This window comes from Bradyrhizobium sp. 199, assembly GCF_023073355.1.
Classification (GTDB): Bacteria; Pseudomonadota; Alphaproteobacteria; order Rhizobiales; family Xanthobacteraceae; genus Bradyrhizobium.
Genome location: NZ_JADPJI010000005.1, coordinates 1,029,843 through 1,054,927 on the forward strand (window position 1 = coordinate 1,029,843; position 25,085 = coordinate 1,054,927).

Genomic DNA, 25,085 nt, shown 5'->3' on the forward strand with positions numbered 1-25,085 from the left:
TGTTATTCGCGCCTATTCTTCCTGTCCAGAGTGGGAGAACCTATGCCGATTGCCACGCCCCTGACGGAGATGCTCGGGATCAGGCATCCGATCCTGTCGGCTCCCATGGATACCATCGCTGGCAGCCGGCTGACCCGCGCTGTCAGCCAGGCCGGCGGATTCGGCATCCTGGGTGGCGGATACGGTGACGTTGTCCGACTTCAGACAGAGGCCGCCGAGTTGAAGGGCTTTGCGCCGTTCGGTATTGGCTTCATTACCTGGAGCCTGGCAAAACAACCCGAACTGCTCGACATCGCGCTCGACGCTCGCCCTCAGGCCATCATGCTGTCATTCGGCGATCCCGCGCCGTTCGCGTCGCGCATCAAGGCGAGCGGTGCGCGACTGATCTGCCAGGTGCAGAGCGAGGACATGGCCAGGCAGGCGCTCGATGCCGGCGCGGAGATCCTGATCGCGCAGGGCACCGAAGCCGGCGGCCATGGCGCATCGCGCACGACGGTCGACATCGTCCCTGCGATCGTCGATCTCGCGGCCGGACGCGTGCCTGTCGTCGCGGCCGGCGGGATCGCCGACGGCCGGGGCCTCGCCGCCATGATGATGCTGGGCGCATCCGGCGTGCTGATCGGCACGCGCTTCTACGCGAGCGTGGAGGCCAACGGCGCGCAGGGAGCCAAAGAGCGCATTCGCATGGCGAACAGCAACGATACCGTGCGCGGCGTTGTCGCCGACTGGTCGCGAAGCCTGTTCTGGCCGGCCCCGTTCACGGCACGAACGCTGGTCAACGATCACATCAGGCGCTGGACCGGCTGCGAGATCGACCTGATGCAGCGCGCGGCCGAGGTTGGCGTCGAATATGCCGCCGCGAAGGCCGCGGGCAATTTCGAGGTCGCCGCTGTCTTTGCCGGCGAGGCTGTCGGCCTGATCCATGATATTCCGTCCGCCGCCGAGATCGTCGAGCGGATTGCGACCGAAGCGGAGCAACTGCTAACCGGCCGGCGTAATTCCATCGCACCGCTTGCCTGAACCACGAGAGATCAAAACCATGTGGCCTGACCGTCGACTGATCGACCTCTTCAAGACCGAATTGCCGATCGTGCTGGCGCCGATGGCCGGCGTGATGGATGCCGAGCTGGTGATCGCCGTGGCGGAAGGCGGCGGGCTCGGTTCCTTGCCGAGTGCGATGCTATCGCCGGAGAAGGCGCGTGAGCAGGTCAAGCTCATTCGTCAGCGCGTGAAGGGGCCGGTGAACATGAACTTCTTCTGCCACACGCCGGTTGACCTTACGGCGGACGCTGAGGCGCGCTGGAAGCAACGGCTCGCGGGCTATTACACCGAGCATGGCCTCGATCCCGCCGCGCCGATCACCGCCGCGAACCGTGCACCGTTCGATGCCTCTTTTTGCGAGGTCGTCGAGGAGCTGAAGCCGGAAATCGTCAGCTTCCATTTCGGCCTGCCGGACGCGATGCTACTCAAGCGCGTCAAGGCGGCGGGCTGCCTCGTCATCTCGTCGGCCACCACGGTGAAGGAAGCCGTCTGGCTGGAACAGCACGGCGTCGATGCCGTGATCGCGCAAGGTGCGGAGGCGGGCGGTCATCGCGGCATGTTCCTGACCGACAAGATCGCCGAGCAGCCCGGCACCTTCGCGCTGGTGCCGCAGGTCGTCGATGCCGTGAAGGTGCCGGTGATTGCGGCCGGCGGCATCGCCGACGGCCGCGGCATTGCCGCGGCTTTCGCACTCGGTGCCTCCGGTGTGCAGATCGGCAGCGCTTATCTGCGCTGTCCGGAATCCAAGGTCAGCGCGGGCAGCCGCAAGGCGCTCGCTGAAGCGCGGGATGATTCCACTGTCATCACCAATGTCATGACCGGGCGGCCGGCGCGCGGCGTCCAGAACCGCCTGATGCGCGAGGCCGGCCCGATCTCGCCGGATGCCCCGCCATTTCCTCATGCCGCGACCGCGCTGAGCCCGCTGAAGGCGGCTGCCGAAGTACAGGGCAGGGTGGATTTCACCAATCTGTGGGCCGGCCAGGCCGTCGCCTTGGGCCGCGAGGTCCCGGCGGCTGAATTGACCCGGGATCTCGCCAGATCCGCGCTGGCCCGCATGAAAGCGCTGGCCGGCTAGGCCAACCACGCCGGTTGCGGCGCAAAACCGGCCTCTGCTATACGGCACATAGGTTTTGCCGTGAGAGGCCTTATATAATGTCCGTCGACGCCGCTACCGTCCGCCGCATCGCGCATCTGGCGCGCATTGCGGTTTCCGAGGGCGAGGTTCCGCATCTTCAAGGCGAGCTCAACGCCATGCTCGCCTTCGTCGAGCAGCTCTCGGAGGTCAATGTCGAGGGCGTGGAGCCCATGACCTCGGTCACCCCGATGCAGATGAAGAAGCGGCAGGACGTGATCGATGACGGCGACATCGCCGACGATATCGTCGCCAACGCGCCCGCGACGGAAGGTCACTTCTTCCTTGTGCCCAAAGTCGTCGAATAGTCTTCAAGTCAGGACGCTGTCCGATGTGCATGCTCTGCGACGATGAGAAGGCCTATCAGGCCTACATGAATTACCTCGACAAAATGGAGCGGCAGGGCAAGGCCGCCGATCCCAACGTCGCCGTCAATGCCGTGCTGGACGAGATCGAGGCCGCTGCGAAAGCAGCCGCCAAAAAAGACGACCCGGCCAACGACAAGACCCTGTCTCCGTTCTTCTGCAGCCCGATCAATAAATGACCGATTTGACATCGCTGACGCTCGCCGAGGCGCGCAAGGGTCTCGCGGCCAAGACTTTCACGTCCCTCGAGCTGACCGACGCGCACCTCTCCGCGATCGAAGCCGCGCGCGTGCTCAACGCCTTCGTGATGGAGACGCCGGACCAGGCGCGCGACATGGCGAATGCCGCCGACGACAAGATCGCGAAGGGTGAGGCGGGCCCGCTCGCCGGCATCCCGCTCGGCATCAAGGACCTGTACGCGACCAAGGGCGTGCGCACCACGGCGTGCTCGAAGATCCTCGGCAATTTCGTCCCGACTTATGAGTCCACGGTCACCGCGCAGCTGTGGCGCGACGGCGCCGTGATGCTCGGCAAGCTCAACAATGACGAGTTCGCGATGGGCTCGGCCAACGAGACCTCGTGCTTTGGTCCCGTCGGCAATCCCTGGCGGCGCGAGGGAAGCAACACGACGCTGGTGCCGGGCGGCTCGTCCGGCGGTTCGGCCTCGGCCGTGGCGGCGCTCTTGTGCATGGGTGCGACCGCGACCGACACCGGCGGCTCGATCCGCCAACCGGCGGCGTTCACCGCGACCGTCGGCATCAAGCCGACCTATGGCCGCTGCTCGCGCTGGGGCATCGTCGCCTTTGCGTCCTCGCTCGATCAGGCAGGGCCGATCGCGCGCAGCGTGCGCGACAGCGCCATGCTGCTGCGTTCGATGGCCGGGCACGATCCGAAGGACACCACCTCCGCTGACGTTCCCGTGCCGGACTATGAGGCCGCGATCGGCAAGTCCGTGAGGGGCATGAAGATCGGTATTCCCAAGGAGTACCGCCTCGACGGCATGCCGGCCGAGATCGAGAAGCTGTGGAGTGAGGGTGCGGCCTGGCTGAAGGCGGCCGGCGCTGAGCTCGTGGAGGTGTCGCTGCCGCACACCAAATACGCGCTGCCGGCCTACTACATCGTGGCGCCCGCAGAGGCGTCCTCCAACCTCGCGCGCTACGACGGCGTGCGCTACGGCCTGCGCGAGCAGGGTAAGAACATCATCGAGCAGTACGAGAACACCCGCGCCGAAGGTTTCGGTGCCGAGGTGCGCCGCCGCGTCATGATTGGCACCTATGTGCTCTCGGCCGGCTACTATGATGCGTATTACTTGCGCGCCCAGAAGGTACGCACGCTGATCAAGAAGGACTTCGAGGACTGTTTCGCGAGGGGCGTCGACGCCATCCTGACGCCGGCGACGCCCTCGGCGGCCTTCGGCATTGGCGAGAAGGGCGGCGCCGATCCGGTCGAGATGTACCTCAACGACATCTTCACGGTGACCGTGAACATGGCGGGCCTGCCCGGCATCGCCGTGCCCGCCGGCAAGGACGCGCAAGGTCTGCCGCTCGGCCTGCAACTGATCGGACGGCCGTTCGACGAGGAGACGCTGTTCTCGCTCGGCGAGGTGATCGAGCAGGCAGCCGGCCGTTTCACGCCCGCGAGGTGGTGGTGAATGTCGCCGCGTTCATCGCGAGCCTCGACGGCGCGGCGCCCGCGCCGGACCTGAATGCGCCGCTCGCCGGTCTCTGGTGGGCCGCCAAGGGCGACTGGGACCGCGCGCACAAGATCGTGCAGGACGAGAGCAGCCGCGAGGCGGCCTGGGTGCACGCCTACCTGCATCGCGTCGAAGGCGATCTCGGCAATGCCGGCTACTGGTACCGCCAGGCCGGCCAGCCAGCGGCAAAGGATTCATTGGAAGCGGAGTGGGAGCGGATGGTTTCCGCGCTGCTCGGGGATGGAAAAGCATGAACGCGTCAGTCAGACAGGGAAAACTGATCAAGGGCCAGACCGGCGACTGGGAAGTCGTGATCGGGATGGAGGTGCATGCTCAGGTCACCTCGCAGTCGAAACTGTTCTCCGGCGCCTCGACCGAGTTCGGAGGCGAGCCCAACAGCCATGTCTCGCTGGTCGATGCGGCGATGCCGGGCATGCTGCCCGTCATCAACGAGGAGTGCGTCAGGCAGGCTGTCCGAACCGGGCTCGGCCTCAACGCCGCGATCAATTTGCGCTCGGTGTTCGACCGCAAGAACTATTTCTATCCGGACTCGCCGCAGGGCTACCAGATCAGCCAGTACAAGTCGCCGATCGTCGGCGAGGGCGAGGTCGTCGTCGAACTGGACGGCGGCAAGGTAGCCAACATCGGTATCGAGCGGCTGCATCTGGAACAGGATGCAGGCAAATTGCTGCATGACCAGTCGCCGACCATGTCCTTTGTCGACCTCAATCGCTGCGGCGTGGCGTTGATGGAGATCGTCTCCAAGCCCGACATCCGCGATGCCGAGCAGGCCAAGGCCTATGTGACCAAGCTGCGCTCGATCCTGCGCTATCTCGGCACCTGCGACGGCGACATGGAGAAGGGATCCTTGCGGGCCGACGTCAACGTCTCGGTGCGCAAGCCCGGCGCGCCGCTCGGCACGCGCTGCGAGATCAAGAACATGAACTCGATCACCTTCATCGGGCAGGCGATCGAATACGAAGCACGGCGCCAGATCGAAATCCTCGAGGAGGGCGGCGCCATCGACCAGGAGACGCGGCTCTACGACCCCAACAAGGGTGAGACGCGCTCGATGCGGTCCAAGGAAGAGGCACATGACTATCGCTACTTCCCCGATCCCGACCTGCTGCCGCTGGAGTTCAACCAGGCATTTGTCGACGCGCTGAAGGCGGAGCTGCCGGAACTGCCTGACCAGAAGAAGACGCGCTTCGTCGCCGACTTCAGCCTGTCGGCCTATGACGCGAGCGTGCTGGTCGCCGAGCGCGAGAGCGCTGTGTTCTACGAGAGCGTGCTCGACAGGCTCGCGGACCGCGCGCGCGACGGCAAGATGGCGGCGAACTGGGTGATCAACGAGCTGTTCGGCCGCCTCAACAAGGAAGGCCGGGATATTACGGACTCTCCCGTCAACGCCGAACAGCTGGCTGCCATCGTCGACCTGATCGGCGAGGGCACGATCTCCGGCAAGATCGCCAAGGATCTGTTCGAGATCGTCTGGCAGGAGGGCGGCGATCCCCGCGCGCTGGTGGAAAGCCGCGGCATGAAGCAGGTGACGGATCTTTCGGCAATCGAAAAGGTTGTCGACGACATCATCGCGGCCAATCCCGACAAGGCTGCGCAGGTCAAGGACAAGCCGCAGTCGCTCGGCTGGTTCGTCGGCCAGGTGATGAAGGCGTCGGGCGGCAAGGCGAACCCGCAGAGCGTCAACGACCTGCTCAAGTCGAAGCTCGGCGTCTAGCGTCGCGCGTTCGAACGAGGTGATGGCGCGTGTCAGTCACCTCGCTTTCCGTTCGCGGCGCGACGCTCGCACGCATCCTCGGTGGTGAACTTCATCCTGATCGACGGCGATGCGGCGTCCGAATCGCGGTCACGCGATTCGCGCAAAACGGCGGCTTGAACACCCTTCGCGGGGCGCTCGTGCCGTTGGCCATGAAAATATTTTCGTTGCCAAAAATCGCGACTCAGAGTCCGCGGAACGCCTTCGCGAGGTGATCGCGCCCGTCGCGATAGACATCATCGCGTCGATGATGCTCAATGCGTGAGTGCAGGAAAATACTTTCTGCATAGTGTTTTTATGCGATCGCATCTGCCGCGAACATGCACGATGCACCCACTCTCTGCGAGCACGCCAACACCTCGTGCGGATCATTCGCATCGCGTTCGCCAAGCGCACGCGCCTTACGCCGTCAACACTTCTTTAAGCGAGACGCTGTTTTTTTCGTTGTGTTGGTGTATTCGGGATGAGTGTGCACTCGATCCCCGACTGCATGCAGCGATTAGAGCCATCTCACACATCGGAGGGCAACATGGCCAAGAAAGCTAAGAAGGCAAAGAAGGCGAAGAAGGCGAAGAGCGCAGTGAAGAAGACTGCGAAGAAGACCCGCAAGGTCGCCAAGAAGAAGTAACTTCGCTTCTGAAGTCGCCGGCTCTTCAAATGAGCCGGCACGTCATCAGCGCCTCCTAAAGGTTCTGGTCGACGATAGAGGGTGTCGGCGAGACATCAGGTCAACGGTCGGATCGTTCTCTTTGACGGTCCGGCAGAAGAAACAAGTTTTCTTCGTTCGGTGCGGTTCTCCCGCGAGGGCTCCGCAATTTCACATCCGGCCTTCGGGCCAACGTGAAATCTGGTCCTGACGTGTTCGCCGACGCCCTCGTTCTCCTGAGGCCGGGGTATTGCCGGCATTTCTTTCCCAGACATTGCTGATCTGATCGTGACGTGGCCTCGCCGACGTCTTGCTCTGCTTGGGCAGGCGAGGGCGGCGGCTATTGCGAGTTCGCGCGCTGCATCGCCATTCGCGGTGTCATCGCCCGGCTGCGACCGGGCCATCCAATAGGCCGCGGCTTTTCGGTGGACGGCTGCTGCTTCCGATGGACCGGATCCCCCGCCAGCGTGGTGACGACGAGCGGCGCGCGAAACGCTACGGTGCGCATCCGACCGCGCGCGATGGTTATCGTTCTCCCAAAATCGCAGGGTAAACCGAATCTGACGAAACGCGGAAGTGCCTGTCAGACAAGGGCTTCTCGAATTGTTCGCGCTCGCGTCGCGCGCCCGCGTTTACGACTGCTTCATCGCGATACTTAAACTGCCATTCAAATTTGCCCGCCATCATCGCCTCCAACAAGCCGGCAAACGGCGCGGGGATGAGTTGAACGATATCTGGACGGGAGCCGCGCTCGGGGGACGAGGCGGCACAAGAACAAAGGGGATGCGTGATGTTTCAGGGTACTTTCGACATGGAGACGGCAACGCCGATCGACGCGAGCGCGCTGTCGGACGTGCTGTTCGAGCGCGGGATTTATTGGGCGAGCGGCCGCTCGGGCGTCGTCGATCTCGTCGCCGCACATAAATGGTTCAACCTCGCCGCGCTGAAGCGCCGCAAGGACGCCGTGACGCTGCGCCAGGAAGTTGCCGGGCAGATGTCGGAGGCCGAGATCTCGGTCGCGCAGCGCGAGGCGAGGGCGTGGGTCTCCACGCACTGAACTTGAGAATCGCATCCGCACCCGTGTTCCGCGCGGGTGGGCCGGGTTGCGCTGAATCAAGTTTCTTCGTCGTGGCGCCACATAAGACCCGAGCGGCACGAGTGACCGACGCGAATGGACGTTGGCTGCCGATTGAGGTCGCTCCCGATCAGTGCGACCTGGAACCCGGGCGTCGGCACAAGACGGGGATTCTGCCGCGGTTGTTTCCGTGCCGGCGCAGATCCGGCGTATGGTTCACCACCTGCGCGGATGAAGCGGTGCGGATTTCGGGCTCAAACTGGCGGATCAGGCAGTTCCGCCGCTAGAGGCGGACGCGCCTATATAAAGATGGTGCGAATCGAGCTGAGCGCACCGCGCCGATCCTTGCGCCAGGCCTTCGCGCCGGCCTCACGATCGCTTTCAGGATTGATTCTGCCGTTGGGTGGCGGAGAGGGAGGGATTCGAACCCTCGATACAGCTTGAGACCGTATGACGCTTTAGCAAAGCGTTGCCTTCAGCCACTCGGCCACCTCTCCGGTGCGAGCCTTATGCATCTAATTGCTTGGGCTGGTCAATTTGGAAGCGTGTGTTTTCGCTCGAATATTCCCAGCGATTTTCGAATTAGACGGCTTGGCTCTCGGGGCATGAACGCAACGTTGCCTGACTGGGCACAGAAGGGGCGTTTGGCCCATGCCGGAGCGTGGTTCCGGCGTATAAGCACCGCTTTGCTCCCGTAACAGCCTGAGTTTACTAGAAGATTTGGCCCGATGCGGGGATGGGGCCTTTCGAAAGTTCGATTCGCCCGTCTGCCGCCAGCCGGCTCCTCATCCGGCCCTCTATAAGAGTGTTCGCTGCGGCCGTGTCCGCCGCGCGCGCTGAGGCCTTTCCGGTGTCAGGCCTGGAGGCGGCGGAGCAGATCGCTGTCTTCTCCTTGAATCCTCCTCTGATTCCACGATTCGAGCGCGTCAAAGCCTCTCCAGGCCGAGATCCTGCCTGCGGTGCCCTAAGTGAGGAACTTTGAGGGCCATACGAACCGTCTCGAAAAAACCAGTAAGAACAATAGGTTGCGAGGGCGCCTCGATCACATCTGCGTGTTATTTGTGCAACACCCGCCGGAAAACAAGCGTCATGGGCCGGCTTCGAAGCGTTCTGTTGTTGTGTGTGCAAGGGCGTTCGGTAATTGTGACTGAGCGACGGAGGGGGGCATCCCGAGGTCGTCCCGTTTAGGTCAATTCGCTTAAGTCCCTCGCGTTCATGCGGGTGTGTCCGAAGACGCGAAGGAGCCCAAGGCGGTGATTTAAAGGGGGTTGGGGAATTGGCCGTCCGGTCAGTGACCTTCCCTGAAGAGCAACTTGGAGGTTTAACATGAAGTTGGTTAAGAGCCTTTTGCTCGGCTCAGCGGCGGGTCTCATCGCCGTGGGCGGAGCGCAGGCAGCCGATCTTCCCGTGAAGGCCAAAGCGGTCGAATACGTGAAGATCTGCTCGCTGTACGGCGCCGGATTCTACTACATCCCGGGCACCGACACTTGCATCAAGCTGGGTGGTTATCTGCGCGCTGAAGTCGCGCTGAACACCAACTCGGACTTCAGCGGTCAGCTCACCGGTAACAATGGTGCGCGCAACCGTCTGACGAACTACTACACCATGCGCGCTCGTGAAGATCTCAACATCGACACGCGCACCGCGACCGAATACGGCGTCGTCCGCACCTTCTTCGACGGCGTGTTCTCCTGGACCACCGGCAACTATGCCGGCACGGGCAGCGCGACCGGCGCAACCGCCTACAGCGGCACGCTGGCGCTCAACACCTCGGGCGCAACCCCGGCGCTGGTTGGTTCGTCGATCAACGGCACCGACGGCAACACCTCGGGCGGTTCGCTCGGCGTGTACTACGCCTTCATCCAGTTCGCTGGCTTCACCATGGGTAAGGCCGTGTCGCAGTTCGACGCGCCCTGGACCAACTATCCCGGCAACAACTTCGACAGCCTCGTCGGCGGTTCCGGCACGGTCACGGGTGTCAACCAGTTCACCTACACCGCTGACTTCGGTCAGGGCGTGACGGCGTCGTTCTCGGCTGAAGACGCGACGGCCTACTACCAGGCCGGCAACCTGAACATGACCGGCGCGTCTGCGACCGGCATGATCGGCGGCGCGTACGGCTCCAACGCCATCGGCGGCTCGCGTTCGCCGAACCTCGTCGGTATGGTCCGTGTCGATCAGGCCTGGGGTCTGTTCCAGGCGTCGGTTGCTGCGCATGACAACCACGTTGCCTACTACGGCGCCACCGAGCCGACTGGCCACCCCGACGACAAGTGGGGTTGGGCTGTTCAGCTCGCTCTGTCGATCAAGAACATCCCGACTGGTGCGGGTGACGTGATCAACATCCAGGGCGTCTACACCGACGGCGCGTCCCGCTACAACTTCCAGAACCTGGCGGGCGGCAGCTACTCGATGTTCGGCAGCTCGGGTGTTGCCTACCAGAGCGTCGGCTTCGCTCAAGCTCCGGACACCGTGTTCGTGACCGGCTCCTCGCAGGAGACTGTGAAGACCTGGGGCTTCCGTGGTGCCTACACCCACAACTGGGATCCCTACTGGAACACCGCGCTGTACGGTGCCTACGCTCAGGCGCAGTTCGGCTCGCTCGCCAAGACCACGCTTTGCGGCGCTGGCGGTGCAGGCGGCGTGTTCGGCGGTCTCGCCGGTGTCACCGGTTGTAACCCTGACTTCGCCATCGGCCAGGTCGGTGTGATCACCCGCTGGACCCCGGTCAAGAACCTCACGTTCTCGGCTGACCTGAACTGGACCCATCTCGACCAGAAGTACTCGGGTACGGTTGCTTACGCTGGTTCCGGCACGACGGCCAAGCCGGCCGCTGTGTACCAGCTGAAGGATCAGGACACCATCACCCTGCTCCTCCGCGCTCAGCGCAACTGGTAAGTTCGGTCTAACGACCTGACAGAGGAGCCCCGGCGGGAAACCGCCGGGGCTTTTCTTTTGCCGCGATGCTTGCGGTCTCGCTTGCGCAATGGGTCAGGTTGGCCCGTCATTCTCCATTGATCGGCCTTCGTTGCGACCTGATGGAAGCCATTGTGGGGAAGGGGATCGCCGCGCTTGCCCGACCGAGGCGCGCGCGGGGCAGAACTTCCGTTGGCCTGCGTGGCCGCGCAAGCGCCTCGCTGATCTGCCTCAGCGGCGGTAACAGCTGGCGCCTTTATCTTCGCACAGGACAACGGCGAGCTTGCCGCTCTGACCGCGGCTGTCGCGGCGCTCAAGGAGCGCGTCGAGGAAGCTCGCCTTGAGGACCGCCTTTGATCGCTGGATAGGCTTCGGCGGCTCAGCCCCGCCAGGACAGCGCTCGCCGCCCATGCTCGCGGCTAAAGCATGATCCGGAAAAGTGCGTAGCGGTTTTCCGAAAAGATCATGCTTGAACAACAATTCAAAGCGCGATGGCGATTCATCCTAATCGCATCGCGCTTTAGAAATCGAAAGAGGGGATCGCTACTCCACGCTTGCGGTGCCGCGGCGCAGATCAGCTTCGATCTGCAAGCGCGAGCCGCCGCCGAACCGGGCGCGATAGACCTGAAGGTTCTCCATGATCCGCTGCACGTAATTGCGCGTCTCGGAGAAGGGAATCAGTTCGACCCAATCGACCGCATCCACCTTCGGATCGCGCGGATCGCCGTAGCGGTCGATCCACTTCTTCACGCTCCCGCGGCCGGCATTGTAGGCGGCAAAGGTCATGATGTAGGAGCCGCGGTAATCCTCGAGCAGTCCACCGAGCTCGGCCGAGCCGAGCGTGGCGTTGTAGACTGAATCGTTCTTCAGCCGGCCCAAATCATAAGTCGCGCCGTGCCGCTTGCAGACATAGCGAGCGGCGTCCGGCGTCACCTGCATCAGCCCGTAGGCCTGTGCCGGCGAGACCACCTTGGGATTGAACGCGCTTTCCTGCCGGGCGATCGCGTAGATGATGCTGCGCTCGACCTCGGGGCCGATCGGCGTGAATTGCGGAATGCCGTTGACGGGGTAGGCGTAGAAGTCGAAGGGCAGGCCGCGGTTCAGCGCGGCCTTGCCGAGCAGCAACATGCCACGCGCGTCGTTATAGCGCTGGGTCAGTTCGCCGAGACCGGCAAGTGCTTCGGGATCGCCGTTTTCGCCCATGTCCGCGAGCAGCGGTATCGCCATCTCGCGCTCGTCGAGCTCGTAGAGCAGTTGCGCGGCGCGCACGATCTCCAGCCGGTCGGCGCCGCGTCCGCGCGGCTGGCTGTTGAGCTCGATCTGGGGCAGGCCGAGCTTAGCGCGCGCGAGCTGGCCGTAATAGCTGGTCGATTGCTCGGCCGCCCGCGCGTAAGCGTTGCGTGCGTCCTGCTGGCGGCCCATCGCCTCCGCGGCACGGCCCTGCCAATAGCCGGCACGTGCCAGTGCAGTCGGATTGACGCTGCCGACCCCGATGCGGGCGAAATGCTGCGCGGCGGCGGCGGGGTCGTTGAGGAAGCGGAGCGCGATCCACCCGGCGGTGAACTCCTGCTCGGTCTTGTAGATGTCGCGCGAGGGCAGGGCAGCATCGCGCGCGATCAGATAGGCGCTGCGGAATTCCTCGGTGTCGATCATCTTGCGCGCCAGGAGGCGCCGCTCGATCCACCATTCGTCGAGATTGTGGAGGCGGCCCGGATCCTTGGGTGCCGACAGCATCAGCTGCGCTGCCTCGGCGAATTTCTCCTCGCGGCGCAGGAGCTGGATCTTGCTGAAGAGGAAGCCGGGATCACTGTGCAGCTCGCGCGGCACCGCGTCGAGCAGCGCGCGTGCGTTCGGCGCCTTCTTGACGGCGGCGATGCGGGCCTTGGCGAGTGCGACATAGCCGGCACCGAGACGCTTTGCGGCGCGCAACGCGGCCTCGTTCTCGCTGCCGTAGAGCAGGGTGTCCATCCGCGCCTTCTGGTCGCCCGGCGTCAGCAGGGCACCGAACTGGTCGAGCGCGTTGTTCTCGGTGTCCTCCGACATCGGATCGCTGCGCCAGGCGTCGCGCACCAGCCGCTCGGCATTGGCGCGGTCGCCGCGCGCCAGCATCGCCTTGGCGAGCGTGAAGCGGCCTTTGGCCGAGATCGGAGACTCGTTCTCGAACCACGACGACGCCACTGAATCGTCGCGCCTGTCGTCCCACATCGCAGCTTCGAGACGCCGGCGCAAAAAGGTCTGCGACGGCCAGCTCGGATTGGCGGAGAGGAAGGCGCGATAGCGCTCCACCGTTGCGCCATTGTCCTCGCTGCGCAGGATGATCCATTCCGCGAGTTTTCGCGCGACCGGATCCGAGATGCCAGCGCTCGCGTTGGTGGCGTCACCCCCCTTGCGCGTGCGCACGAGCTCGATGACGCTCTCCAGGGTCTCCTTGTCGCCCTGCGACGTCGACGACGTCGCAGCGACCGCGGCCGGTACGACCGGCTTGCGCGGCGCGGAATGCTGGCGGGTCGCAGGAGCCAGCACGGGAGCCGCCACAGGTTTCGGAGCAGGAGCGGAAGGTTTGACGGTGGCGGTCATAGCCGGCGCCGGGGCCGTTTTCGGAGGCGAACCGTTTGCGGTCGGATGCGGCTTCGGCGCGGGTGCTGTCGCGGCAGGCTTGGGCTTGTCTTTCGCGGGTTCTTTCCAGGCGCTCTTGGCCGCGTCCTTGCCCGCGTCCTTGCCAACATCCTTACCGGTATCCTTGACCGGTTGCTTCGCCGCGTCCTTGCTCGGGGCGCTAGCCGCCCCCTTGCTCGCGCCCTTGGCTGTGTCCTTCGAAGTTCCCTTGCCTGCGTCCTTGCTGGTTCCCTTGTTGGTTTCCTTGGACGAGCCCTTTGCGGCGTCCTTCGCTACGTCCTTGGCGGCGGGTTTCGCGGCAGTCTTCGCAGCGTCCTTGGCGGTCTCCGCCGTCGTCTCATTGGACTTGGCCAGGGCGACGCAGCCGACCGACAGCCCTGCCATCAGGCTCACGACCAGACCGGTGGATCGCCAAGCGGCGCGAGGGAATGAGGTCAAGGGTTTCGTCGCCCCGAATCAGTGAGTTGGCTCAAGATCTAGCTGTATTTGATTGAATATGCGGACAAAATACCAACAGCCGCTTACCTCGGGCCGATTTGCACCACCACCGCGGCAAAATCGCGGCCTAAACGGTGCGTCACACGGAAGCGGGCCTTTTACCGGCGGGACAGACCCGATATGAATGGCGCTTGCTCAAGAGATAGCCGCGTACGGAGGAAGTCCATGGCAGCCAAGACGAAATTCCGGGGGTCTTTCACCGCCTTGGTCACGCCGTTCAAGAACGGCTCGCTGGACGAGGCGGCGTTCCGCTCACTGGTCAACTGGCAGATTTCAGAGGGCACTAACGGTCTGGTCCCGGTTGGTACCACCGGCGAGAGCCCGACGCTCAATCATGACGAGCACAAGAAGGTTGTGGAATGGTGCATCGCTGAAGCCAAGGGCCGCGTGCCCGTCGTCGCGGGGGCCGGCTCGAACTCGACCAAGGAGGCGATCGAGCTCTCCCAACATGCCGAGAAGGCGGGCGCAGACGCCGTGTTGGTCGTGACGCCCTATTACAACAAGCCGACGCAAGAAGGCATGTACCAGCACTTCAAGGCGATCAACGACGCGATCGGGATTCCGATCATCATCTACAACATCCCGCCGCGCTCGGTGATCGACATGTCAGTCGACACCATGCAGCGGCTGTGGGAGCTGAAGAACATCGCCGGCGTCAAGGACGCCACCGCCAGCATGGTGCGCGTGTCGCAGCAGCGCGCGGCGATCGGCGAGGAGTTCAACCAGCTCTCCGGCGAGGACGCCACCATCCTTGGCTACATGGCCCATGGCGGCCATGGCTGCATCTCGGTGACCTCGAACGTCGCGCCGCGCCTGTGCTCGGAGTTCCACACCGCCTGGCAGAAGGGTGACCACGCCACTGCCTTGAGGCTGCACGACAAGCTGATGCCGTTGCACAACAACCTCTTCATCGAGAGCAATCCGGCGCCGATCAAATATGCGATGTCGCTGCTCGGCAAGCTGGACGAGACGCTGCGGCTGCCGATGGTGCCGGTCTCCGAGCCGACGCGTGTGGCCGTGCGCGCCGCCATGGTTCATGCCGGCCTGCTGAACTGAGGCACTAAAGCATGATCCGGAAAAGTGCGCAGCGGTTTTCCGAAAAGATCATGCTTAAACAACAACCTGAAGCGCGATGGCGATTCATCCTGATCGCATCGCGCTTTAGCGTTTCCGGGGGACCTTCATGAGCGCGATCGACGAAAGGGGCAGACGGATGCTCACGGAGTTCCGCGAGTTCGCCATGAAGGGAAATGTCGTCGATCTCGCGGTCGGCGTCATCATCGGCGCGGCTTTCGGCGCCATCGTCAATTCGCTGGTCGGCGACGTCATCATGCCGATCATCGGCGCCGCCACCGGCGGCCTCGACTTCTCGAACTACTTCACCCCCTTGTCGAAGGCGGTCACCGCCACCAATTTAGCCGATGCGAAAAAGCAAGGCGCCGTACTTGCTTGGGGTAGCTTCCTCACGCTGACGATCAACTTCATCATCGTTGCGTTCGTGTTGTTCCTGGTGATCCGCGCCATCAACACCTTGAAGCGCAAGGAGGCGGCGGCGCCTGCCGCCCCGGCGAGGCCGTCGGCCGAGGTCGAGCTCCTGACTGAAATCCGCGATCTTCTCAAGAAGTGACGCGCGCGCTTCATCCGAACTGTTAGCTTACGCGCATCTGGATCAGGGTTGCCTGTCATGGCCGATAAAAACGAACGTCCAATCAAGGTCATGGCGGAAAATCGCAAGGCCCGCTTCAACTATGCGATCGAAGACACGATCGAGGCGGGCATTGCGCTGACCGGCACCGAGGTCAAGTCGATCCGCAACGGCAAGAGCACGATTGCGGAATCCTACGCCGATTCCAAGAACGGCGAGATCTGGCTGATCAACGCCACCATTCCCGAATATCTCCAGGGCAACCGTTTCAATCACGAGCCCAAGCGGCCGCGAAAATTGCTGCTTCATCGCCGGCAGATCAACAAGCTGATGGGCGCGGTCGATCGCGAGGGCATGACGCTGATCCCGCTCAAGCTCTATTTCAACGAGCGTGGCCGCGCTAAACTGCAGCTGGCGGTTGCAAAGGGCAAGAAGCTGCACGACAAGCGCGAGACCGAGAAGAAGCGCGATTGGAGCAGGGAGAAGGGGCGCCTGATGCGGGCGAGGGGCTGACGCGATGACCCAAAGGAACCTGCTCGAGGTCGATTGGAGCAAGATTCCAGCGCCCGAGGATGACGGCGGCGCCGCGCATCTCAAGGGCATGACGTTGCCGCCGATCGGCCTGCTCGCAACCGACGACAGGTCAGTCACGCTGTCGGCTCTGCGCGGCCGCACCGTGGTCTTCGCTTATCCACGCACGGGCGAGCCCGGCAAGATCGCGCTGGTCGACGATTGGGACATGATCCCGGGTGCACGCGGCTGCACGCCGCAGACTTGTGCGTTCCGCGATTTGTTCGCCGAGCTGAAGGCCGCCGGTGCCGCCCATGTGTTCGGCCTCTCGACCCAGAGCAACGAATACCAGACCGAGATGGCCTCACGGCTGCATCTGCCGTTCCCGGTGCTGTCGGACGAGAAGCTGACGCTGACGCGCGCGCTGAAGCTGCCGACGATGGAGGTCGCAGGCCTGACGCTGATCAAGCGCCTTGCGCTTGTGATCGACGATGCCAGGATCACGCATGTGCTCTACCCGGTGTTCCCGCCCGACCGGAACGCCGGCGATGTGCTGGACTGGCTGAAGGCCAATCCAGCAAAGGCCGGCTAGCCGAGGTCCGCCTTCACCTTCGCGAACACCGATCGAAACATGTCCGTCGTCAGCACGCCCGTGTTCGTGTTGTAGCGCGAGCAGTGATAGCTGTCGTAGAGCTTGAACGCGCCGGCCTGATGCACGGCGCCATGGCCGAAGGGGGCCTGGGAGGCCCTCAGCTTCAGCGGCTTGAGCACGCTGTCGTGCGCAATTCGCCCGAGCGCGATGATCGCGCGCAGCTTCGGCATCGTCTCGAGATTCGCGACCAGAAACTGCCGGCAGGTGTTGATCTCGACCGGCAGCGGCTTGTTCTGCGGCGGCACGCAATGCACTGCGTTGGCGATCCGGCAGTCGACCAGCTTCAGGCCGTCATCGGGACGCGCCTGATAGGTGCCCTTGGCAAACCCGTATTCGAGTAGCGTGGCGTAGAGCAGGTCGCCGGCATAATCGCCGGTGAACGGCCGCCCCGTGCGGTTGGCGCCCTGCATCCCCGGCGCGAGGCCGACGATCAGCAGGCGCGCCTTGATGTCGCCGAACGGGGCTACCGGCGCATTGTGCCACGACGGCTCGCGCGCCCGGTTCGCCTCGCGAAAGGCGACCAGTCGCGGACAGAGCGGACAATCGCGGTCGGGAACGACGGTGGAGGGCTGGCGGCTTGACCGGGCCGCCTCACTCCTCGAAGTCGTCATCGCCCCTCGGCGCCATCGTTGTTGCGCGCTGGAGGAATTGCGGGGCGTGGTGGCGTTCGCCACGCTCGCCGCGGTCACGCGGCGCAGGGCGTTCGGACGGATCGCGGCCGAGCTTGGATTGCAGCTCGACGAGGTCGGTGAAGACGTCGGCCTGGCGGCGCAGCTCGTCTGCGATCATCGGCGGCTGGCTGGCGATGGTGGAGATCACTGTGACCCGCACGCCGCGGCGCTGCACGGCCTCAACCAGGGAGCGGAAGTCGCCGTCACCGGAGAACAGCACCATCTGGTCGATGTGCTCGGCGAGCTCCATCGCATTGACGGCGAGCTCGATGTCCATGTTGCCCTTGACCTTACGGCGGCCGGAGGCGTCGATGAATTCCTTGGTCGCCTTGGTGACGACGGTGTAGCCGTTGTAGTCCAGCCAGTCGATCAATGGGCGGATCGAGGAGTATTCCTGATCCTCGATGATCGCGGTGTAGTAGAACGCCCGCAACAACGTCCCGCGGCTCTGAAATTCCTTCAGCAGGCGCTTGTAGTCGATGTCGAAGCCCAAAGTTTTCGCCGTCGCGTAGAGATTTGCTCCGTCGATGAAGAGCGCGATCTTGTCGGTAGAGGAAGGTGACATTCAGTTTGCTCGCGTAGTGTTCGTGATTGATGTTTTATTGTTGGCGCGGCGACAGCAGGCCGCGCGTTTCTAGAGTGCCGCTGAGACCCGTCGAAACCGCAAATCCGGAGAAGTCGGGGCAATCAAGGTATAGTTATGGCGGACTTTCATATTCCGGCGCCGCCCTTGATGGCAGCCCGGGAAACCACCCATCCCAGCCCAATGTGGGGGTAGCAGAGCCGTTTGGCGAGGCCAAATCACAAATTGGCCTTGCGAAAGGGTCCCGGCCCCTATAACTAGCCCCAATCATCCACATATTTCGTCCCACCCACAACGGAGCGACAGTCCATGGCTCGCGTCACCGTAGAAGATTGTATCGACAAGGTCGACAACCGGTTTGACTTGGTCCTGCTGGCCGCCCACCGTGCCCGCATGATTTCGTCCGGTTCACAACTAACGGTTGATCGCGATAACGACAAGAACCCTGTTGTGTCTTTGCGCGAAATTGCTGAGACGACCATTTCGCCGGAGGACCTCCGCGAGGAGCTGGTCCACTCGCTCCAGAAGTTCGTCGAGGTCGACGAGCCCGAGCCGGATACGGTGCCGCTGATCGGTTCCGCAGGTGCAAGCGTCGACGCCGACGATACCGAAGTCGCCGTCGAGCGCATGACCGAAGAGGAGCTCCTGAAGGGTCTCGAAGGCCTTGCGCCGCCCGAGGAGCAGCCCGAGGAGGACGAGTAAATCGTCCGTCGCGATCGTCGACTTCTTGTGATCTTATCAAAGGCCCGAACGGTTGTTCGGGCCTTTGCTTTTGTTGACCTTTTCGTGGTTACCATAGCGTTGTCGATTGGATGCGTCCTGTCACCGAATTGATCGGACATGCGCGCGATCGGAGCTAAGATGTATACAGCGGGCTGCTTAGGGCCCGTTTGAAGGCAGGACGGCATGGTCTATCGGCGCCGCAGATCCACGCAGATGCAGGCCGCAACCGAATCGGTTGCCGTGGCCCCGACTGCGCCGGTCGCGCGCCCGGCCAGGGCCCGCGCGCGCATGATGCGTCAATATGACCTCGTCGAGCGCGTCAGGTCCTACAATCCCAACACCAACGAAGACCTGCTGAACCGCGCCTATGTCTATGCCATGAAGGCGCATGGCTCGCAGACCCGCGCCTCGGGCGATCCGTATTTCTCGCACCCGCTCGAAGTGGCGGCGATTCTCACCGACCTGAAGCTCGACGACGCCACCATCGTGGCCGCGCTGCTGCACGATACGATCGAGGACACCGAAGCGACGCGGGCCGAGATCGACCAGATCTTCGGGCCGGAGATCGGCGCCCTGGTCGAAGGCCTGACCAAGCTGAAGCGGCTCGAGCTGGTGTCTCGGGAGGCCAAGCAGGCCGAAAACCTGCGCAAGTTGTTGCTGGCCATTGCCGACGATGTCCGCGTGCTCCTGGTCAAGCTCGCCGATCGCTTGCACAACATGCGCACGCTGGACTTCGTGCCGACGGAATCGCGCAGGCGCATCGCCGAGGAAACGCTCGACATCTATGCACCGCTGGCCGGGCGCATGGGCATGCAGGAAATGCGCGAGGAGCTGGAGGATTTGTCCTTCCGCACCCTCGATCCCGAAGCCTATTCGGTGGTGATGCAGCGCCTCGACGCGCTGGCCGAACGCAACCGCAACCTGATCGGCGAGATCGAGGACCAGCTCTCAAACAATCTGCGCCACCGGGGCTTAGGGGCGCGGGTTTATGGCCGCCGCAAGAAGCCATTCTCGATCTGGACCAAGATGGAGCGCAAGTCGGTCGGCTTCGAGCAATTGTCCGACATCTTCGGCTTTCGCGTCGTCGTCAATGACATCGAGGCCTGCTATCGCGCGCTCGGCATCGTCCACACCAACTGGCCGGTCGTGCCGGGGCGCTTCAAGGACTACATCTCGACGCCGAAGCAGAACGATTACCGCTCGATCCACACCACGGTGATCGGCCCCGGCAACCAACGCGTCGAGCTGCAGATCCGCACCGAGGCGATGGACCAGATCGCCGAGCGCGGCATCGCCGCGCACGTCTTCTACAAGGAGGGCGTCGGCTCGCCGACCGAATTCCTCAAGCGCGAGTCCAATGCGTTCGCCTGGCTCCGCCACACCATCGGCATCCTCTCGGAGAGCGCCAACCCGGAGGAATTCCTCGAGCACACCAAGCTCGAGCTGTTCCACGACCAGGTGTTCTGCTTCACCCCGAAGGGCAAGCTGATCGCGCTGCCGCGCCAAGCCAACGTGATCGACTTCGCCTATGCCGTGCATACCGACGTCGGCAACAGCGCGGTGGGCTGCAAGATCAACGGCCAGTTCGCGCCGCTGTCCTCGGAGCTGCAGAACGGCGACGAGGTCGAGGTGCTGACGTCGGAAGCGCAATCGGCACCGCCCTCGGCCTGGGAAACGCTCGCCGTCACCGGCAAGGCGCGCGCCGCGATCCGCCGCGCCACCCGCACCGCAGTGCGCGATCAATATGCCGGGCTCGGCCGGCGCATCGTCGAGCGCCTGTTCGAGCGCGCCAAGATCGAATATGCCGACGACAAGCTCAAGGGCGCGCTGCCGCGGCTCGCGCGCACCTCGATCGAGGACGTGATGGCGGCTGTGGGGCGCGGCGAGATCAAGGCCTCCCACGTCGCGCGTGCGATGTACCCCGACTACAAGGAGGAGCGCATCGCGCGCTACGGCATTAAGAAGGGGCTTGCCGCCAAGCTGAAGGAGAAGTCCTCCGAGCCGCGCAGCCCGGTCGCCATTCCGATCCGCGGCATCAATTCCGATCTGCCGGTGAAGTTCGCCCCGAACGGCGGCGCCGTGCCGGGGGATCGCATCGTCGGCATCGTCACGCCGGGCGAGGGCATCACGATCTATCCGATCCAGGCGCCGGCCCTGAAGGATTTCGAGGAGGAGCCGGAGCGCTGGCTCGACGTGCGCTGGGACATCGAGGACTCCGCGCCGCAGCGATTCCCGGCCCGCATCAAGGTCGAGAACGTCAACGAACCCGGGGCGCTGGCGCAGATCGCGACCGTGATCGCCGAGCACGACGGCAACATCGACAACATCAGCATGCAGCGCCGCTCACCGGATTTCACGGAGACGACGATCGATCTCGAAGTCTACGATTTGAAACATCTGAGCGCGATCCTGGCCCAGCTGCGCGCGAAGGCCGTCGTCGCCAAAGTCGAACGTGTTAATGGATAGGCGCATCATCGGATGCGCCGGTCCCTCCGATCGTGAGTTCTGAAATGCCCGCTTCTCCGCTCCGCCTCGGCGTCAATGTCGACCATGTCGCGACCCTGCGTAACGCGCGCGGCGGCCGCAATCCCGATCCGGTGCGTGCGGCGCTGCTGGCGATCGAGGCCGGCGCCGACGGCATCACCGCCCATTTGCGCGAGGATCGCCGCCACATCCGCGACGAGGACATGGCGCGGCTGAAGGCCGAGATCTCCAAGCCGCTCAATTTCGAGATGGCGGCGACCGACGATATGATGCGCAGCTCGCTCGCCACCAAGCCCCACGCGGTGTGCCTGGTGCCGGAGCGCCGGCAGGAGGTGACCACCGAAGGCGGGCTGGATGTGGTCGGCCAGCACAACGCGCTCGCGCCTTATATCGCGCGGCTGAACGATGCCGGTATTCGGGTCTCGCTGTTCATCGCCGCCGATCCCGCCCAGATCGAGATGGCAGCGCGGCTGCACGCGCCCGTGGTCGAGATCCACACCGGCGCCTGGTGCGATGCCGTGGTCGACGGCCACACGGAGAAGGCCGAGGCCGAATGGCAGCGGATCGTGGCGGGGGTGAAGCTGGCGAAGACCGCGGGACTGGAAGTCCATGCCGGGCACGGGCTCGACTATGCGACCGCGGAGACGATCGCGGCTCTACCTGACATCATGGAGCTGAACATCGGCTATTACATGATTGGCGAAGCGCTGTTCGTCGGTCTTGCCGAGACGGTGCGCAGTATGCGGGCGGCGATGGATCGCGGCCGGAGCCGGGCATGATCATCGGCATCGGCTCCGACCTCATCGACATCACCCGTGTCGCCAAGGTGATCGAGCGTCATGGCGAGCGCTTCCTCGACCGCATCTTCACCCCGGCCGAGCGGGCCAAGGCGGAGCGGCGCGCCAAGAACGAGAAGATGGTGGTGGCGACCTACGCCAAGCGCTTCGCCGCCAAGGAGGCCTGCTCCAAGGCGCTCGGCACCGGGATCCGGCGCGGCGTGTGGTGGCGCGACATGGGGGTGGTCAACCTGCCGGGCGGGCGGCCGACCATGCAACTGACCGGCGGCGCCCTGGCCCGCCTTCAGGCCCTGACGCCGGAGGGATTCGAGGCGCGGATCGACCTGTCGATCACCGACGACTGGCCGCTGGCGCAGGCCTTCGTGGTTATTTCCGCCGTGCCGCTGCCGAAACCCTGACAGCGCCTTGGGATTTATGATTTCTATTATAAATCAATATCTTATGCAGTTTTGATGCGATCCTTGATTGCGTGGCCTCCGACAACCGTCTAAAAGTCCGCCGACGCAGATCAGCTTGGACGAATTCGGCTTTACGCCGGAATTGGCCCTCACTATCAGAATCAGGACAATCTCCTTGCGCCGCGAACCGATGGGCTGTTCGCGGGAGGAGGGCGCTCTGTGATCGCCGGCCGGAATTGAGAGAGCAATGAGCGTGACTTCGGGAACGAAAACTGAGAGCAGCGTCGGCGAAACGATCCGGGTCGTGATCCACGCTCTCCTGATCGCGCTGGTGATCCGCACCTTCCTGTTCCAGCCCTTCAACATCCCGTCCGGCTCGATGAAGGCGACGCTGCTGGTCGGCGACTATCTGTTCGTCTCGAAATATTCCTACGGCTATAGCCACTATTCGATTCCGCTCTCGCCGCCGCTGTTCTCCGGGCGGATCTGGGGCTCGGACCCGGCTCGCGGCGACATTGCCGTGTTTCGCCTGCCCAAGGACGATTCCACCGATTACATCAAGCGCGTGATCGGCCTTCCCGGCGACCGCATCCAGATGCGTGACGGGCTGCTCTATATCAACGACACGCCGGTCGAGCGGCAGCGGATGAGCGAGTATGTCGGCGAAGAGCCCTGCGGCTCTGAGGGCGGCGGCATCTCCCGGGTGAAGCGCTGGAAGGAAACGCTGCCGAACGGCGTGTCCTATGAGACGCTCGACTGCGCCGACAACGGCTATGTGGACAACACCAATGTCTACACCGTGCCCGCCGGCCATTTCTTCATGATGGGCGACAACCGCGACAACTCCACGGACAGCCGCTTTCTCGGCCAGGTCGGCTATGTGCCGCAGGAGAATTTGATCGGCCGCGCCCAGATGATCTTCTTCTCCATCGCCGAAGGCGAGCATGCCTGGATGTTCTGGCGCTGGCCGTGGGCGGTGCGCTGGAATCGCTTCTTCAAAATTGTCCGATGAAAGACGAAGCCAAGGACATCGCGATCCAACCGACCGAGGCCCAAGCGGGCCCCGACGGCGAAGCTGCGACCAAGAGCCTTGCGCCCAATACCTCTGAAACCAAGACTTCTGAAATCAAGACTTCCGAAGCCAAGACTTCCGAAACCAGGACTCCTGACGGCAAGACTCCTGAAGCCAGGTCACCCGCGAAGAAGAAGCGGACGCGGAGCAGCAAGGCCAAGGGCACCGATGCCAACGCGGCGCTCGAGGCGCGCATCGGCTACAGCTTCACGGACCCCAACCTCCTGATGCAGGGGATCACGCATGTCTCGGCGCTGAAGTCCGGGCGCAAGCGCGGCGACAGCTATCAGCGGCTGGAATTCCTCGGTGACCACGTGCTCGGGCTCGTCGTCTCCGACATGCTCTATCATGCCTTCCCGAACGCCGATGAAGGCGAACTGTCCAAGCGTCTTGCCGAGCTCGTGCGCAAGGAAAGCTGCGCCGACGTCGCCAAGTCGCTCGGTCTGCTCGACGACGTCAAGCTGGGCTCAGTCGGAGCCAGTGCCGACGCGCGCCTGCGCAAGTCGGTGCTCGGCGATATCTGCGAGGCCGTGATCGGTGCCGTCTTCCTCGACGGCGGCTACGCGGCGGCGTCCGATTTCGTCAAACGCAACTGGACCGAGCGCATGCACAAGCCGCGCCGTCCGTTGCGCGATCCCAAGACCGTGTTGCAGGAATGGGCGCAGGGCAAGGGGCTGCCGACGCCGGTTTACCGCGAGGTCGAGCGCACCGGGCCGCACCACGATCCGCAATTCCGCGTCGCGGTGGATCTGCCGGGCCTCGCGCCGGCGGAAGGCATCGGCGGCAGCAAGCGCGCAGCAGAGAAGGTGGCAGCCTCGGTGATGATCGAACGTGAAGGCGTCGGCGGCAGCAATGACGGCTGAAGCAAGCGGCGAGACGCCCATTGCGACGCGCTGCGGCTTCGTTGCGCTCATCGGCGCGCCGAATGTCGGCAAGTCCACGCTGGTCAATGCGCTGGTCGGGGCCAAGGTCACGATCGTCTCGCGCAAGGTGCAGACCACGCGCGCGCTGATCCGCGGCATCGTGATCGAGAACAACGCGCAAATCATCCTGGTCGACACGCCCGGCATCTTCCTGCCCAAGCGAAGGCTCGACCGGGCCATGGTCTCGACCGCCTGGAGCGGGGCGCATGACGCCGATCTGGTCTGCGTGCTGCTCGATGCCAAGACCGGCATCGACGAGGAAGCCGAGGCGATCCTTACCAAGGCGGCCAGCGTCAATCACGACAAGATCCTTGTCATCAACAAGGTCGATCTGGTCCAGCGCGAGAAGTTGCTGGCGCTGGCGCAGGCCGCCAACGAGCGCATGAAGTTCGTGCGGACCTTCATGATTGCGGCGATCTCGGGCGATGGCGTCGACGACATTCGCACGACGCTTTCAGAGATGGTGCCGGCCGGTCCCTACCTCTATCCGGAAGACCAGATGTCGGACGCGCCGATGCGGCAGCTGGCGGCCGAGATCACGCGCGAAAAAATCTTCCAGAAGCTCCACCAGGAATTGCCCTACCAGTCCACGGTCGAGACCGACAAATGGGAGGAGCGCAAGGACAAGTCGGTGCGGATCGAGCAGACAATCTACGTCGAGCGCGAGAGCCAGCGCAAGATCGTGCTCGGCAAGGGCGGTGCCACCATCAAGTCCATCGGCGCGGACTCGCGCAAGGAGCTGATGCAGATCCTGGACGTGGCGGTGCATCTGTTCCTGTTCGTCAAGGTGCGCGAAAACTGGGGCGACGATCCCGATCGCTACCGCGAGATGGGCCTGGACTTTCCCAGGGAATAACCAAGAAAAGATCGG

General features: G+C 63.7%; 23 protein-coding genes and 1 tRNA gene. 20 read left to right on the forward strand and 4 right to left on the reverse strand.

The window, feature by feature from the left end; translation table 11 throughout:
- The first annotated feature begins 42 nt into the window (after window positions 1-42).
- The 8 genes from IVB28_RS13405 (at window position 43) to IVB28_RS13440 (ending at window position 7,708) form a co-directional block, all read left to right on the forward strand.
- The gene (locus IVB28_RS13405; RefSeq protein WP_247526717.1) at window positions 43-1,020 is read left to right on the forward strand and encodes a nitronate monooxygenase; all 978 of its coding nucleotides are present in this window, start codon (window positions 43-45) and stop codon (window positions 1,018-1,020) included.
- A gap of 19 nt (window positions 1,021-1,039) precedes the next feature.
- The gene (locus IVB28_RS13410) at window positions 1,040-2,116 is read left to right on the forward strand and encodes a nitronate monooxygenase family protein (protein ID WP_247526719.1); all 1,077 of its coding nucleotides are present in this window, start codon (window positions 1,040-1,042) and stop codon (window positions 2,114-2,116) included.
- Window positions 2,117-2,193: 77 nt separating this feature from the next.
- The gene (gene gatC, locus IVB28_RS13415; protein WP_247526726.1) at window positions 2,194-2,481 is read left to right on the forward strand and encodes an Asp-tRNA(Asn)/Glu-tRNA(Gln) amidotransferase subunit GatC; all 288 of its coding nucleotides are present in this window, start codon (window positions 2,194-2,196) and stop codon (window positions 2,479-2,481) included.
- Window positions 2,482-2,504: 23 nt separating this feature from the next.
- Entirely contained in the window at window positions 2,505-2,717 is a 213-nt protein-coding gene (locus IVB28_RS13420) for a hypothetical protein (protein WP_035709922.1), read from the forward strand.
- Entirely contained in the window at window positions 2,714-4,189 is a 1,476-nt protein-coding gene (gene gatA / locus IVB28_RS13425; protein WP_247526728.1) for an Asp-tRNA(Asn)/Glu-tRNA(Gln) amidotransferase subunit GatA, read from the forward strand. The genes IVB28_RS13420 and gatA overlap by 4 nt, the downstream gene beginning before the upstream one ends.
- The gene (locus IVB28_RS13430; protein WP_247526729.1) at window positions 4,180-4,485 is read left to right on the forward strand and encodes a hypothetical protein; all 306 of its coding nucleotides are present in this window, start codon (window positions 4,180-4,182) and stop codon (window positions 4,483-4,485) included. Before gatA ends, IVB28_RS13430 begins: the two co-directional genes overlap by 10 nt.
- Window positions 4,482-5,966, forward strand: coding sequence for an Asp-tRNA(Asn)/Glu-tRNA(Gln) amidotransferase subunit GatB (gene gatB / locus IVB28_RS13435; RefSeq protein WP_247526732.1), 1,485 nt, complete (start codon window positions 4,482-4,484; stop codon window positions 5,964-5,966). The genes IVB28_RS13430 and gatB overlap by 4 nt, the downstream gene beginning before the upstream one ends.
- 1,475 nt (window positions 5,967-7,441) lie before the next feature.
- Window positions 7,442-7,708, forward strand: coding sequence for a hypothetical protein (locus IVB28_RS13440; protein ID WP_247526733.1), 267 nt, complete (start codon window positions 7,442-7,444; stop codon window positions 7,706-7,708).
- A gap of 422 nt (window positions 7,709-8,130) precedes the next feature.
- Here the strand turns inward: IVB28_RS13440 and IVB28_RS13445 are convergent.
- Window positions 8,131-8,223 (reverse strand) — tRNA-Ser (locus tag IVB28_RS13445).
- A gap of 829 nt (window positions 8,224-9,052) precedes the next feature.
- On the opposite strand from IVB28_RS13445, the gene IVB28_RS13450 reads away from it, so the two are divergent.
- Window positions 9,053-10,624 (forward strand): porin, encoded by a 1,572-nt coding sequence (locus IVB28_RS13450; RefSeq protein WP_247526734.1) that lies wholly within the window; start codon window positions 9,053-9,055, stop codon window positions 10,622-10,624.
- 561 nt (window positions 10,625-11,185) lie between these two features.
- Here the strand turns inward: IVB28_RS13450 and IVB28_RS13455 are convergent.
- Window positions 11,186-13,642, reverse strand: a complete 2,457-nt coding sequence (locus tag IVB28_RS13455) for a lytic transglycosylase domain-containing protein (RefSeq protein ID WP_247528532.1) — start codon at window positions 13,640-13,642, stop codon at window positions 11,186-11,188.
- Window positions 13,643-13,921: 279 nt separating this feature from the next.
- Here IVB28_RS13455 and dapA point away from each other — a divergent pair, with 279 nt between their 5' ends.
- The 4 genes from dapA (at window position 13,922) to IVB28_RS13475 (ending at window position 16,503) form a co-directional block, all read left to right on the forward strand.
- Entirely contained in the window at window positions 13,922-14,812 is an 891-nt protein-coding gene (gene dapA / locus IVB28_RS13460) for a 4-hydroxy-tetrahydrodipicolinate synthase (RefSeq protein ID WP_247526735.1), read from the forward strand.
- Window positions 14,813-14,969: 157 nt separating this feature from the next.
- A complete protein-coding gene (mscL, locus tag IVB28_RS13465) occupies window positions 14,970-15,383 on the forward strand; it encodes a large conductance mechanosensitive channel protein MscL (protein ID WP_247528533.1) in 414 nt (137 codons plus the stop codon).
- 57 nt (window positions 15,384-15,440) lie between these two features.
- Entirely contained in the window at window positions 15,441-15,914 is a 474-nt protein-coding gene (smpB, locus tag IVB28_RS13470; RefSeq protein ID WP_061847806.1) for an SsrA-binding protein SmpB, read from the forward strand.
- A 4-nt stretch (window positions 15,915-15,918) separates the two neighbouring features.
- The gene (locus IVB28_RS13475; protein WP_247526736.1) at window positions 15,919-16,503 is read left to right on the forward strand and encodes a peroxiredoxin; all 585 of its coding nucleotides are present in this window, start codon (window positions 15,919-15,921) and stop codon (window positions 16,501-16,503) included.
- On the opposite strand, the gene IVB28_RS13480 is transcribed toward IVB28_RS13475, so the two are convergent.
- The gene (locus IVB28_RS13480) at window positions 16,500-17,174 is read right to left on the reverse strand and encodes a uracil-DNA glycosylase (RefSeq protein WP_247526737.1); all 675 of its coding nucleotides are present in this window, start codon (window positions 17,172-17,174) and stop codon (window positions 16,500-16,502) included. The two genes, IVB28_RS13475 and IVB28_RS13480, sit on opposite strands and share 4 nt — an antisense overlap.
- Window positions 17,155-17,799 (reverse strand): NYN domain-containing protein, encoded by a 645-nt coding sequence (locus tag IVB28_RS13485; RefSeq protein WP_247526738.1) that lies wholly within the window; start codon window positions 17,797-17,799, stop codon window positions 17,155-17,157. Before IVB28_RS13485 ends, IVB28_RS13480 begins: the two co-directional genes overlap by 20 nt.
- Before the next feature lie 327 nt (window positions 17,800-18,126).
- Here IVB28_RS13485 and rpoZ point away from each other — a divergent pair, with 327 nt between their 5' ends.
- The 7 genes from rpoZ to era all read left to right on the forward strand — a co-directional run bounded on the left by rpoZ (window position 18,127) and on the right by era (window position 25,070).
- On the forward strand, window positions 18,127-18,519 hold the full coding sequence (gene rpoZ / locus IVB28_RS13490; protein WP_007603391.1) for a DNA-directed RNA polymerase subunit omega: 393 nt from the start codon (window positions 18,127-18,129) through the stop codon (window positions 18,517-18,519).
- Window positions 18,520-18,723: 204 nt separating this feature from the next.
- Window positions 18,724-21,006: a bifunctional (p)ppGpp synthetase/guanosine-3',5'-bis(diphosphate) 3'-pyrophosphohydrolase gene (locus IVB28_RS13495; protein ID WP_247526739.1), complete on the forward strand. Its 2,283-nt coding sequence runs from the start codon at window positions 18,724-18,726 to the stop codon at window positions 21,004-21,006.
- A 44-nt stretch (window positions 21,007-21,050) separates the two neighbouring features.
- Window positions 21,051-21,803, forward strand: a complete 753-nt coding sequence (locus tag IVB28_RS13500) for a pyridoxine 5'-phosphate synthase (RefSeq protein ID WP_247526741.1) — start codon at window positions 21,051-21,053, stop codon at window positions 21,801-21,803.
- The gene (gene acpS / locus IVB28_RS13505) at window positions 21,800-22,219 is read left to right on the forward strand and encodes a holo-ACP synthase (protein WP_247006372.1); all 420 of its coding nucleotides are present in this window, start codon (window positions 21,800-21,802) and stop codon (window positions 22,217-22,219) included. The genes IVB28_RS13500 and acpS overlap by 4 nt, the downstream gene beginning before the upstream one ends.
- A 247-nt stretch (window positions 22,220-22,466) precedes the next feature.
- Window positions 22,467-23,231, forward strand: coding sequence for a signal peptidase I (gene lepB, locus IVB28_RS13510; RefSeq protein WP_247526749.1), 765 nt, complete (start codon window positions 22,467-22,469; stop codon window positions 23,229-23,231).
- Window positions 23,228-24,154: a ribonuclease III gene (rnc, locus tag IVB28_RS13515; RefSeq protein ID WP_247526750.1), complete on the forward strand. Its 927-nt coding sequence runs from the start codon at window positions 23,228-23,230 to the stop codon at window positions 24,152-24,154. Before lepB ends, rnc begins: the two co-directional genes overlap by 4 nt.
- Window positions 24,144-25,070 (forward strand): GTPase Era, encoded by a 927-nt coding sequence (gene era, locus IVB28_RS13520; protein WP_247526751.1) that lies wholly within the window; start codon window positions 24,144-24,146, stop codon window positions 25,068-25,070. The genes rnc and era overlap by 11 nt, the downstream gene beginning before the upstream one ends.
- Window positions 25,071-25,085 lie beyond the last annotated feature (15 nt).